At 45.0% G+C, this 12119-nt stretch carries 11 protein-coding genes; 8 read left to right on the forward strand and 3 right to left on the reverse strand.

The window, feature by feature from the left end:
• The first annotated feature begins 3 nt into the window (after positions 1-3).
• The 3 genes from NT175_12490 (at position 4) to NT175_12500 (ending at position 3172) form a co-directional block, all read left to right on the forward strand.
• Positions 4-327, forward strand: a complete 324-nt coding sequence (locus NT175_12490; protein ID MCX6235512.1) for an SUF system Fe-S cluster assembly protein — start codon at positions 4-6, stop codon at positions 325-327.
• 92 nt (positions 328-419) lie between these two features.
• Positions 420-2327: a 1-deoxy-D-xylulose-5-phosphate synthase gene (gene dxs, locus NT175_12495; GenBank protein ID MCX6235513.1), complete on the forward strand. Its 1908-nt coding sequence runs from the start codon at positions 420-422 to the stop codon at positions 2325-2327.
• A gap of 56 nt (positions 2328-2383) precedes the next feature.
• Positions 2384-3172, forward strand: a complete 789-nt coding sequence (locus tag NT175_12500; GenBank protein MCX6235514.1) for a sulfite exporter TauE/SafE family protein — start codon at positions 2384-2386, stop codon at positions 3170-3172.
• A 231-nt stretch (positions 3173-3403) separates the two neighbouring features.
• Here NT175_12500 and NT175_12505 read toward each other — a convergent pair whose 3' ends face one another.
• Positions 3404-3904 (reverse strand): cytidine/deoxycytidylate deaminase family protein, encoded by a 501-nt coding sequence (locus tag NT175_12505; GenBank protein ID MCX6235515.1) that lies wholly within the window; start codon positions 3902-3904, stop codon positions 3404-3406.
• Positions 3905-4167: 263 nt separating this feature from the next.
• Between NT175_12505 and NT175_12510 the strand changes: the two genes are divergently transcribed.
• The gene (locus NT175_12510; GenBank protein MCX6235516.1) at positions 4168-5370 is read left to right on the forward strand and encodes an MFS transporter; all 1203 of its coding nucleotides are present in this window, start codon (positions 4168-4170) and stop codon (positions 5368-5370) included.
• A 378-nt stretch (positions 5371-5748) separates the two neighbouring features.
• The gene (locus NT175_12515; GenBank protein ID MCX6235517.1) at positions 5749-7200 is read left to right on the forward strand and encodes a T9SS type A sorting domain-containing protein; all 1452 of its coding nucleotides are present in this window, start codon (positions 5749-5751) and stop codon (positions 7198-7200) included.
• Positions 7201-7289: 89 nt separating this feature from the next.
• On the opposite strand, the gene NT175_12520 is transcribed toward NT175_12515, so the two are convergent.
• Both NT175_12520 and NT175_12525 read right to left on the reverse strand, forming a co-directional pair.
• A complete protein-coding gene (locus NT175_12520) occupies positions 7290-7847 on the reverse strand; it encodes an AAA family ATPase (GenBank protein ID MCX6235518.1) in 558 nt (185 codons plus the stop codon).
• A 12-nt stretch (positions 7848-7859) separates the two neighbouring features.
• Positions 7860-8450: a TIGR00730 family Rossman fold protein gene (locus NT175_12525; GenBank protein MCX6235519.1), complete on the reverse strand. Its 591-nt coding sequence runs from the start codon at positions 8448-8450 to the stop codon at positions 7860-7862.
• Between the two features lie 256 nt (positions 8451-8706).
• Here NT175_12525 and NT175_12530 point away from each other — a divergent pair, with 256 nt between their 5' ends.
• The 3 genes from NT175_12530 (at position 8707) to NT175_12540 (ending at position 12051) form a co-directional block, all read left to right on the forward strand.
• Positions 8707-9693 carry a mannose-6-phosphate isomerase gene (locus tag NT175_12530; protein ID MCX6235520.1) on the forward strand — a complete coding sequence of 329 codons (987 nt, stop codon included), beginning with the start codon at positions 8707-8709 and terminating at the stop codon, positions 9691-9693.
• Between the two features lie 119 nt (positions 9694-9812).
• Positions 9813-10334, forward strand: coding sequence for a TlpA disulfide reductase family protein (locus NT175_12535; GenBank protein MCX6235521.1), 522 nt, complete (start codon positions 9813-9815; stop codon positions 10332-10334).
• A 34-nt stretch (positions 10335-10368) separates the two neighbouring features.
• Positions 10369-12051: a DUF6029 family protein gene (locus tag NT175_12540; protein MCX6235522.1), complete on the forward strand. Its 1683-nt coding sequence runs from the start codon at positions 10369-10371 to the stop codon at positions 12049-12051.
• Positions 12052-12119 lie beyond the last annotated feature (68 nt).

A 12119-nucleotide genomic window follows, 5' to 3' on the forward strand; every position in this document is an offset into this window, starting at 1 on the left:
CAAATGGGAAACCCACAGGAAAAGATAAAACTTGAGAATGAGATCATAAGCCAGCTTAAGACTGTGTTTGATCCGGAGATACCTGTTAATATCTATGATTTGGGACTAGTTTATAAAATCGATATCGGTGACGATCAGGTTGTCAGCATAACCATGACACTCACCGCACCGAATTGTCCTGTTGCCGATTCGCTTCCGGCAGAGGTCAGTGATAAAATTAAAAACATTCATGGCGTGAAAGATGTCAATGTACAGATTGTATTTTATCCGCCATGGTCGAAAGATATGATGTCGGAAACAGCCTTGCTGGAACTTGGGTTTTTATGACAATGATCAATGTTCATTGATCATTGATCATTGATCATTGAACAATAATTGAGGTTTTTTAACATTATAATTAATAGCTATAGCCAAATACAATGACCATTGACCAGGGTAGAATATTAGCTAAAATCAATACTCCAGAGGACCTCAGGCTGTTGAAAGAGGAGGAGCTGCCGCAGCTTTGCAGTGAGATCAGGCGTTTCATCATTGATGTTCTCTCGGCGAATCCCGGACATTTGGGTGCAAGCCTGGGCACTGTCGAACTGGCTGTGGCCATACATTATGTCTTCAACACCCCCTACGATAAACTCATCTGGGATGTAGGCCATCAGGCCTATGCTCATAAGATACTCACAGGACGGAAAAATATTTTTCATACCAACAGGATGTATAAGGGTATAAGCGGATTCCCTAAAATGTCGGAAAGTGAATATGATGCCTTTGGGGTTGGCCATGCATCCACATCCATCTCTTCAGCGCTGGGCATGGCTGTCGCTGCCAGTCTGAAGGATAATAATGGCCGGCAGCATATTGCAGTGATAGGCGATGGCGCCATGACCGGTGGTATGGCATTGGAGGGACTTAACAATGCCGGCGTCTCAAAGGCAAATCTTCTGGTCATCCTGAATGATAATGGCATCGCCATCGATAAGACCACCGGTGCTTTCAATGACTACCTGACATATATTGTGACATCCAAGACCTTTAAGCGGATCAAGGATATTGTCTGGATATTGATGGGTGGCCGAACCAGGTATGGTAAAAATTCCAGGGAAGTTGTGCGGCAGATCACAGCTGCAGTCAAATCAACCATTCTGAAACGCAGTAATTTTTTCGAAGCTTTTAATTTCAGATATTTTGGCCCTGTCGACGGGAACGATGTCATGAAACTGACCAAGCTCCTTACAGTGCTTAAGACGATACCGGGTCCTAAGTTGCTGCATGTCATGACTGTCAAGGGGAAGGGCTATGAGCATGCCGAAAAGGACCAGACCACGTTCCATGCCCCCGGCGTTTTCAACAAGGCCACCGGCGAGATCATTGATGAGCCTTGCATGGGTAAGCTCGCACCACGGTATCAGACCGTATTCGGACGTACCATCGTTGAGCTGGCTGAAAAGAATGACAGGATTGTCGGTATTACTCCGGCGATGCCGACAGGCTGTTCACTGAACATCATGATGGCCAAGATGCCTGGTCGGGCATTTGACGTCGGCATTGCCGAACAGCATGCAGTGACATTTTCGGCCGGGCTGGCAGCAGGGGGCATGATTCCTTTCTGTAATATTTATTCCACCTTCCTGCAGCGTGCCTATGATCAGGTCATTCATGATGTAGCCCTGCAGAAACTTCATGTAGTCTTTTGCCTCGACCGCGCCGGCCTCGTCGGTGAGGACGGTGCCACACACCATGGCATGTTCGACCTGGCCTATTTGCGCTGCATACCTCACATGATCATCGCAGCTCCACTCAATGAGAAAGAGATGCGAAACATGATGTACACCGCTCAGCTCGAGGACATGGGACCCTTTGCCATACGTTATCCCAGAGGCCGCGGCGTCATGCCCGAATGGAAAACATCATTTGAAAAAATCGAAGTTGGCAAAGGCCAACGCATCAGGCAGGGAAAGGATATTGCCGTCATATCCATTGGCCATATCGGCAATACTATTATTAATGCAACTAAAGATCTGGAGAAGGAAGGAATTGATGTGGCCCATTATGACTTGCGGTTCCTGAAGCCCGTTGATGAAGATCTTCTGCACGAAGTCTTTAAAACCTTCACACGGATCATCACCGTTGAGGACGGCACTATCGTCGGTGGCATGGGAAGCTGTGTGCTGGAATTCATGGCCGAACACCATTACAGTGCTCATGTGCGGCGACTGGGTATCCCCGACCGGTTCATCGACCAGGGAAGCATAGCAGAACTTCACGCCGAATGCGGCTATGATAAAAACGGCATCATTAAAGCAATAAAGGACATGCTTGCCGAATCATAATAATAAGTTATAAAATGAAAATTTTAATTTTTCAATTTAAAATTTAAAATTTTATCATGTCCTGGTTCGAAATTACCGCCCTTATAGTTGCAGGCATACTCGTTGGCATCATCAATACCCTGGCAGGAGGGGGATCGATCATTTCCCTTCCTTTGCTGATGTTTATGGGATTGCCTGCCGATATAGCCAACGGTACCAACAGGATTGCCATTCTCCTACAGAATGTCAGCTCCGTTGGTATGTTTCAGCATAAAAAAGTTCTTGACCTGAAAAAAGGACTCTGGCTTTCCCTGCCGGCAGTGGTGGGTTCTGTCGCCGGCGCCTGGATCGCTGTCGACGTCAACAAGGAAGTGATCGAAAAAAGCATTGCCGTTGTGATGCTGTTCATGCTGTTTTTTATCCTCGTCAAACCGCAACGCTGGATAAAGGAACGAAAGGAGCTGATCGAAAAAAAGGTGAGCTTTTTCCAGGTCGTCATTTTTTTCTTCATTGGCCTTTACGGCGGATTTATCCAGGTAGGTGTAGGTTATTTTCTCCTGGCAGGCCTTGTGCTGAGTGCAGGTTATGAACTCGTCAAAGCCAATGCCCTCAAGGTTTTCATCGTGCTGTTTTTTACTCCTTTTGCCCTTGTTATTTTCATCATCAATCACCAGGTCAACTGGTCGTATGGCCTTATCCTCGGCATTGGTTCGCTCATCGGCGGTTATCTGGCCTCAAAGATGGCCATAAGCTGGGGTGCAAACTTTGTCAGGTGGGTTATTGTCATCACTATCCTGCTCACCGCAGCACATATCTTTGGATGGATTGATATCCAGGGGGCGATACAAAGTGTGGTGAAAAAGTAGGAGCTACGAGCCTCAGGTCTTCAGATATAAATTTCAGGTCTCAGGTCTCAGGTTGCAAGTTACAGGTTACAAGTCAAATGTTGTATTTCCATTTAATAGTTATTCTAGCTTTAAAGCTAAAACTGAGATTATTGGGATAAAATTTAGAATATAGCAACCTGTAACCTGCGACCTGTAACCTGCGATCCGTAACCTGCAACCTACATTCTATTAGTTAATAGCTTGCAGCTCCTATTGATCCGCATACCTCATCACCCTGTCACTGACATATACCAGCTCAATTCCGGCTGTTGTGAACATCTCTTCAGTTTCATGTGCGAGGTGGTATTTTTTTTCGCAGACGACACGGGTGATACCGCAATTAATAATGAGCATGGCGCAGGTGTGGCAGGGTGTCATGCGGCAGTACAGGGTGGCATTCTGCAGGGATATGCCCAGTCGCGCAGCCTGGCAGATGGCATTCTGCTCGGCATGCACGGTACGGACACAATGCTGGCTGATGCTGCCGTCCTCATGGATGATTTTTTTCATCAGATGTCCGATGTCGTCACAATGCGGCAGTCCGACAGGCGATCCGACATACCCTGTGACGAGGAGCTGCCTGTCACGGGCTATCACACACCCGCTCCTGCCACGGTCACACGTAGCCCGCTTGGCAATAGTCTTGGCTACCTCCATGAAATATTCATCCCACGACGGACGATGATACCTTTTTTTTCTGGTTTCTGGCATCTTATTTATTTGGCCTCACCCCCCGTCCCCCTCTCCTCGAAGAGAGGGGGTGAAGGTGGTGAGGTGGTTTGGTTCAATTCCCCGCAACTCGCTGCGGAATTTGAATCCAGAGCTTGCTATGGAGTTTATGTCAATTGATTGATTTTTAATATTTTACTACAAAATATTTCAGCCCTGTTTCACATGTCGAAATTATGTCAAATTTAATCAGGAAATGACACTGAATAAATTTTTCTATATTTACATGGTCACATTATCGCATCATGATGTCCAGCCGGAATTTAAGGTACACCATGTTCGCCCTTCTTTACTTTGCCCAAGGTTCGGTACTGGGATACTTCACCTCTTTGAATGCCCTTTACCTGCGCTCCTTTGACCTGCCTATGAGCCAGATAGGCATATTTTCAGCCATTGCCCTGACGCCGATGATATTGAAGATATTCTGGGGTATGCTCAGCGACAAGGTGAACCTGTTCGGGCTGGGATACCGCAAGCCATATATCATCATCGGACTACTGATACAAGCCGGTGGTCAGTTGATCTTTCCCTTTATAAATCCCTCTCATTCATTCGCCCTGTTGACGACTGTGGCTTTCTTCAGTCTGTCGGGCATGGCGCTTTATGACACCTGTACCGATGGGCTGGCACTCGACACTACGCCGCCGGAAGAGAGAGGCAAGGTGCAGGGCATCATGGTTGCAGGGCGGGCTGTGGGTGTAGTCATAATCGCAGCTGCCGTCGGTTTTCTTTCCTATCTCACTAACTGGACGGCTGTTTTCATCGCACTGGCCGTCATGACATTACTTCCGTTGCCTCTGGTACTCTTAACCAGGGAGCCTGTCCATCCTGCCGGACGCACCTTCGTCTGGAAAGCTTTCCGGGCTTTCAGGCGCCGCGATGTTCTGGCTGTGGGCATGCTGGGGCTGATCAGTTTCATGATCACCGGCGGCACAAACCAGCTTGTAAATCCCTTTTTGAAAGAAAATTATAATATCACGCTTCTCATGGCCGGGTTTTACACGGCTTTATGGGGCATTGGCGTCACACTGGGTGGCTTGACAGGAGGCAGGCTCACCGACAGGATCGGGCATCGCCGGGCGGTGGTGGGAGCCATCGTTACGGCACTCATAGCCATTTTCCTGTTTGCAGTGGTGACAGGTCCGGCTCTGGCCTGGCCTCTGGTATTCTTATTTGGACTGGCTTACGGCTATTATGAAGCGGTTTTCTTTGCCACATCAATGGCCAAGACTGATATACGCATTGCAGCTTCGATGTTTGCCATCCTCATGGCCATGTCGAATGCAGGCGCCGGCCTGGGATTGGCTGCCGGCGGCCGCCTCAGCGATATGATCGGCTACCGCTGGACATTTATCCTGTTTGCCGGAATGAACCTGCTGATTCTGCCCCTGTTGCCGGTCATCTTCGGCAAAAAAAACAATAACAATAAACAAGCGGATACGCAGTAGTCATTGCTACCATACTATCGTAACTACGTTGCTATTGGATGCCGCGCCTACGGCACTATTGGATGTCGCAACTACGTTGCTATTGGATGGCGCGACTACGTCGCTAACCGCATAATTCCGTTAGAACGAAATTTAATAGCTTATTAAATGCCGCGACTACTCATTGCATAGTTCCGTTAGGAACGAAATTCAATAGCCCTGTAAGGGCGACAGATTTTTAATAACGATGCGGTGATTAATGAAACAGGAAAAATTAGGCCAGCTTTTCCGATTGCATTTGTTCTCCATGAATATATATAGTATCTTTAGATGCGCAAAATTTTACTATTTATCATGAATTTCAAATGGCATTTGTATTTACTAATTGCGTTCTGTCACATGAACTTTTACCCCATATTAACAGCACAGCCGTTAGTATGGGATAAAGAATATCGTTTCTTCGAGGATTATCAAGGATATTTCACTAAAATCCTTCAAGTAAATAACGGTGATTTATTTCTGGCAGGATATGCTGAATACGATTATTACGAATATACTCCGGGTTTTATGAGGATCGATTCGAACGGTACTAAAATCTGGGATATTTCCTATACTTTTCCTTATACATTTCATCAAGAGATTACAAATACCCTTGTGCAAAAGCCTGATGTGGATATTTTCTATTCATTCAGCTTTAATCCACTGTGGCCTGTACCTATAAATGAGGGTTTAAAAAGACAAGAGTCTCTTAACGATTGCTGGCTGATTAAAATTAATGGCAATGGTGATACTTTGTTAAAAAAATATAGCACAGATATTGGTTGGGTGAATGACCTGTTATGGGACAATGGATACCTGGTTGCTGTCGGCAGTACAAATTATGAAGAACAGAATCCATGGGAATATCATAGTAAGGCAACTATTTTGGTATTAGACACCTCAGGAAATGTATCACTGAGAAAAGAGTTTCTGACTGACGTCGACGCCAGGGCCAGTTCGATTATTAAACAGCCCGATGGCGGTTATTATGTAGTGGGAGCAATAGTAAGTTATTCTATTGAATGGGGGTGGGTTCCCGATGGGATGTTTTTGGTGGAATTTGATCCAGCCTTTAATCATATCTGGACGTATATTTCAGAAGATCTGTATAGCGAGAGTACAAAAATTATTCATTGTTCAGATGGTAATTTTGCAATTATCGGCGATGGTTATAATCCGGAAACTGAGAACAGGGATATTATATTATGGAGGCTTAATGCCGACACGGTCATTTATCAGAAACAGTTTTATGATATCTCAAATTCTGACTATGCCTATTCCTTAAAACAAACCAATGACAGTGGCTTTATATTTTGTGGTTCTATTTCCCCGCAAAACTATTCATATCCAGCGTTCTTTTACATGAAGACCAACAAAGATGGGATGGAAGATTGGCAATGGAATTATGGATATTACTATGAAGCTTTCGATGTTATTTTAAATGGAAATACAGGATATTATGTTGTCGGGCATGGTATTCATGCAAAACTTGTTAAAGCGGATTTGACAGGTTATGGTCTAAATGTGTCAATTGACGATCATCAATTCAAAACAGGCAAAAACCTGATCAAAATTTATCCTAATCCGGCTTATGAAGAGGTGAGCATAAGTTTAAAAAATACAGAGGACAACCCGGATATTATAATTCAATATTTTAATGATGTTGGAAGGAAAGTGTTTGAAACCAAGATTCATAAAGGGCAAAAGGAGATCGCTGTGGATGTCGCAGGGTGGCAGCCGGGGCTGTATATTGCCATGGTCACAAGCCAGGGAAAAGTCGCGGGGAAAGAAAAATTTGTGGTGATGAATTAAAAGATTGAGCGATGGCCGATGGCTGATTGAGCGATATTCGATGGAGAACCTCGGCCATCGTGTAATCGTTCAATCGTTCAATCGCCCAATCACTTCCTGATCTCTTCCATCACCGTTTTCACCCTGCGGTACAGCTCCTCTTTCGTGCCGTCGTTTATTAACGAATAATCCGCATGCCTGATGCACCACAGGATGTTCTGCTTATTCGGATCGGCCGAACTCATTTCGCGCTGTTCATTATCGAGGAATGTTTCAAAGCTGATGCGGTCGGTATTTGAATTTCGTACGACAATACGTTCGTATCGTATCAGAGGATGCGCATCAACAGAGAACAGGTAAAAATTCCCTTTTTTCCGGAGTGATTCCACCTCACCCGGTGTGCGTATGCTTTCAATCACGCAATCACGGCCCGATCTGCTGGCTCTCTCGTAGAGCTGGTCAATGATATAGGAAGGCGAATGACGCGTACGGAGCTCATTGGCTACCAATGTCATGCTGTCGCGGTTTACAGGCAGTCCTCTATGAAAAATTTTTTCAGTCAGAAATTCCCTGACTGAAAAATGATTAAAATGCTCCTTTTCAACAAGATACTCAACGATAGCACCCTTTCCTGCACCCAATGTTCCTGTTATCCCGATAATGAGCATAGAGTGTATTCCTTAAAGTATGTGTTTCAGTTCATCGACCCATTTACTGTCGACCATGACAGGCTTGTATGTTTCTAATTTTTCCAGCAGCCGTGAAGCATCATCATCAATGATGAGGTTATTCCTGTGTTCGGTGCGCAAAAACCGTTCGCTGACACAATGGTCAAGGTACCGGATCAGGTGATCAAAATAGCCGTCGATGTTGAAAAGCGCAAGCGGCTTTTTGACGATTTCGAGCTGCGACCAGGAGAGTATTTCAGCCAGTTCATCGAGTGTGCCCAAGCCGCCGGGCAAAGCTATAAAGGCATCCGACAGCCCGGTGATGGTGGTCTTGCGATCATGCATCGAGTTGACAATATGAATCTCGTTAAGACCTGTGTGGGCGATTTCTTTGCTGACCAGAATATGTGGCATGACACCTATGGCATATCCGCCATGTTCAAGTGTGCTGTCGGCAAGGATCTTCATCAGCCCGATATTGGCGCCGCCATAGACTAACCGGATACCTTTTACGGCCAGCAGCCTGCCGAGTTCAGCGGTATGTTTCTTGTACACACCGTTACGGCCCATGCTGGATCCACAAAAGACGCCGATGCTTTTCATAACCGGATATGTTATCTGCACAAAATTAAAAATAATTCCTACAGAGTCCCATCGGGACGACATTTAATAGAAAAATGAAAAATTTCCAATAGAGTCCCATCGGGACGAAATTCAATAGAAAAACGAAAAATATTCCTAATTTTGAAATGTTGCATCATCAATCAATCGGGATATGAAGTTGAACGAGGCGAAGCCGAGTGAAATCCCGACGAAAGTCGGGAGATGAAAAATGAAAAATGAAAAATGAAGAATAAACATGAATACATTATATCCGTTAAAATTCAAGCCAATATATAAAGACAAGATCTGGGGAGGGCAGAAGATCAGGACTGTGCTGGGCATGGATTTTTCACCGCTGCCCAACTGTGGCGAAGTGTGGGTTCTTTCAGGTTATGAAGGCAGCCAGAGCATCGTCGACAATGGATTTCTGGCAGGAAATGAACTCAATGAGCTGGTGGAGGTATACATGGATGATCTGGTGGGTGGTAATGCTTTCGAGAGATTTGGCAACGAATTCCCCATCCTGATCAAATTCATCAATTCGAACGATTATCTCTCCGTACAGGTGCATCCCGATGATGAGATTGCAGCCCTGCGGCATGACAGCCAGGGTAAGAATGAAATGTGGTATATCGTCCAGGCCGATGAAGGTTCCGAGCTCATCTCAGGATTTAACCGCAAGATCGACAGGGACGTTTTTGTCAGATATCTCAAAGAAAAAAATCTGAAAAAAATTCTCAATGTTGAGAAAGTGCTTAAAGGAGATGTGTTCTTTATTCCCACCGGACGGATACACTCACTTGGCCCGGGCATTCTTTTAACAGAGATTCAGCAGACTTCCGACCTGACCTACCGCGTTTATGACTGGGACCGCGTTGATGAAAAGGGAAAATCACGTGAATTGCATATTGTACAGGCTCTCGACGCCATGGATTATAATTTTTACAAGGATTATAAAACCTCTTACGTCAAACAACTTAATCGTACCGTGCAACTGGTAAAAAGTCCCTGGTTCAGCACAAACCTTCTCCATATTGACCGGCCTATTGGCAAAGATTTTAATGCCATTGATTCATTTGTAATCTATCTCTGCATAAAAGGAGATGTGAACATCCATTACACCGGTGGCATGGAAAATCTGAAGATGGGCGAGACCGTGCTGATCCCTGCAGCCATCGCATCCGAGATAACCCTGTTTCCCAGAATTGAATCAAAACTCATCGAGGTATATATTGAGCAATGAGCCCATCCTGAGATCTTAGAAATAAATTAAATAAGATTCAGGTTCAGCATCTTTAAAAAAAATCCTGTATTTTTGGCAGGCATTTTGAGAAGCCAAAGCGTCAATTTTAAAGTGGATTTATGAAAAAAACGTTTTTCTTCCTGGTTTTATTTCTTCTTGGCTTGGTTGTTATTGCGCAGAATGACGAGGGCAAATTGCGTAAGCTCCCTTCAGTGATGATAAAAAATGTGAGGGGCGAAAATTTCAACACGGCCGACATCTCCAATAACGGCAAGCCTGTCATCATCAGTTTCTGGGCTTTATGGTGCAAGCCATGCATCAAAGAATTGACGACCATTGCGGATGTTTATGATGATTGGCGTGAAGAAACCGGCGTTAAGCTCATCGCTGTGTCAATAGATGATGCCAGGTCATCGTCGAATGTGCAGCCGACGGTGAATGGAAAAGGATGGGAATATGAAGTCATTTTAGACCAGAATGGTGATTTCAAGCGTGCCATGAACGTCGGCGTCATTCCCCATACTTTTTTGGTGAATGGCAAAGGTGAGATCGTCTGGCAGCACACCTCTTTTGTTGAAGGAGGCGAACTGGAACTCATCGGCAAGGTCAGGGCATTGATCGCCGGTCAACCCTTGGAGTGAAAAATATCATCCTCTACTATATTTAATTGTTACTATGCAACGGAAAAGAGTTTTACCCCGGAAATTCCTTTTTGCCATTTTCCTGATTATCCCATTTCTGTCAAATGCGCAGAGTTTTCTGGAACAGAGTAAGGTCAGCGGAAATTTTGAGGCCGACGTTCAGACCTATCAGCCTGATGTCGATTTAGGTATAACCGACTCGACCATCAACGGCGAAAAGATCGGCTTGAACGGATTCGGAAATGTTATTTATACCTTGGGAGATTTTTCGGCAGGGCTCAGGTTCGAAACCTACCTGAAGCCTATTGCCGGTTATGACAGGGAATATGAGGGTTTAGGCATTCCATACTGGTTTGCCAATTACAGGAAGTACAACCTTGAAGTGACACTGGGAAATGTGTATGACCAGTTTGGCAGCGGGCTGGTGTTCAGGTCCTATGAACAGTGGGATCTTGGTTATGATAATGCAGTGCAGGGACTGGGGCTGAAGTATACTCCTTCAAAAGGTATTTTGCTTAAAGGTATCATCGGCTCGCAAAGGTATTACTGGGTCAAATACAAACCCGGTGACAGGGGATATGTGAGAGGTCTGGATGCTGAATTTACCCTGAATGATATTTTTAAGGGGTGGCAGGAAAATAAAACCAGGATCATCCTGGGTGGCAGCGCTGTGAGCAAATATCAGAAAGATGATCCCACATTTAAGTTTAAGCTCCCTGAAAACGTCGCTGCTTTTGCCGGGAGACTCAACGTCACCCGGGGAAAATACAACATCCAGGGTGAATATGCCTATAAAATAAATGATCCTTCAGCCTTCAATAATTTCATCTTCAAAAAAGGACAAGCTGTTTTCCTGACAGGATCTTATTCGACAAAGGGCCTCGGCATCTCCCTTTTCGCCAAGTGGATCGATAATATGAGCTATAAAACTGACCGGAGGGTGATAAAAAATGGACTGGACATCAGCTTTATCCCACCGCTCACCAAGCAGCACAACTATACCCTTGAGTCGATATATCCTTATGCATCACAACCCAACGGAGAATTTGACGTTATGGCTCAGGTTACCTATACCATCCCAAAGAAATCGAAATTAGGCGGAAAATACGGTACAACAATATCCTTACTATTCTCCCAGGCTAATTCCATTAAGAAAAATATGCTCAATGATACGACGCCTGTTAGTGAAAGAGGAACGTTGGGCTATAAGAGCCCCTTTTTCAAACCCGGTAATGAGTTGTATTTTCAGGATATGGACTTTGAGATTACTAGGAAAATCAGCGATAAATTCAAAGTCAATTTTGAATACATGTACCATTCCTATAACCAGGAGGTTATGGAAGGCCATGGAAGTATGGTTTATGCACATATTGCCGTTGCTGACATGACGTATAAGTTCACGCCGACCAAATCTCTCAGGATGGAATTGCAATATTTGGGAACAAAACAGGATAAGGGTGATTGGGGTCTGGCATTGCTGGAATACACCATAGCTCCCAAGTGGTTTTTCACTATCCAGGACCAGTTCAATTTCAATCGTCCCGATGGAGGTGATCCGGTACATTACTATTATGGAGCCCTGGGATTCACCCATGAAACGAATCGTATATCACTGGCTTATGGCCGGCAGCGTGAGGGCCTGCTATGCGTGGGAGGTGTCTGCCGCCAGGTGCCTGCTGCCAGCGGATTTATGCTGACTATTACGAGTAGCTTCTAAATCCCCGCACTAAAGTGTGGGGCTAAGTAATAGGATAAATAGACTATTGAATGAACTTGAACCTTTGA

The sequence above is a fragment of the Bacteroidota bacterium genome, assembly GCA_026391695.1.
Taxonomy (GTDB): domain Bacteria; phylum Bacteroidota; class Bacteroidia; order Bacteroidales; family JAGONC01; genus JAPLDP01.

Coding starts and splice junctions, on each gene's coding strand:
- NT175_12490 (MCX6235512.1), top strand. CDS start 4: ATGGGAAACCCACAGGAAAAGATAAAACTTGAGAATGAGATCATAAGC.
- dxs (MCX6235513.1), top strand. CDS start 420: ATGACCATTGACCAGGGTAGAATATTAGCTAAAATCAATACTCCAGAG.
- NT175_12500 (MCX6235514.1), top strand. CDS start 2,384: ATGTCCTGGTTCGAAATTACCGCCCTTATAGTTGCAGGCATACTCGTT.
- NT175_12505 (MCX6235515.1), bottom strand. CDS start 3,904: ATGCCAGAAACCAGAAAAAAAAGGTATCATCGTCCGTCGTGGGATGAA.
- NT175_12510 (MCX6235516.1), top strand. CDS start 4,168: ATGATGTCCAGCCGGAATTTAAGGTACACCATGTTCGCCCTTCTTTAC.
- NT175_12515 (MCX6235517.1), top strand. CDS start 5,749: ATGAACTTTTACCCCATATTAACAGCACAGCCGTTAGTATGGGATAAA.
- NT175_12520 (MCX6235518.1), bottom strand. CDS start 7,847: ATGCTCATTATCGGGATAACAGGAACATTGGGTGCAGGAAAGGGTGCT.
- NT175_12525 (MCX6235519.1), bottom strand. CDS start 8,450: ATGAAAAGCATCGGCGTCTTTTGTGGATCCAGCATGGGCCGTAACGGT.
- NT175_12530 (MCX6235520.1), top strand. CDS start 8,707: ATGAATACATTATATCCGTTAAAATTCAAGCCAATATATAAAGACAAG.
- NT175_12535 (MCX6235521.1), top strand. CDS start 9,813: ATGAAAAAAACGTTTTTCTTCCTGGTTTTATTTCTTCTTGGCTTGGTT.
- NT175_12540 (MCX6235522.1), top strand. CDS start 10,369: ATGCAACGGAAAAGAGTTTTACCCCGGAAATTCCTTTTTGCCATTTTC.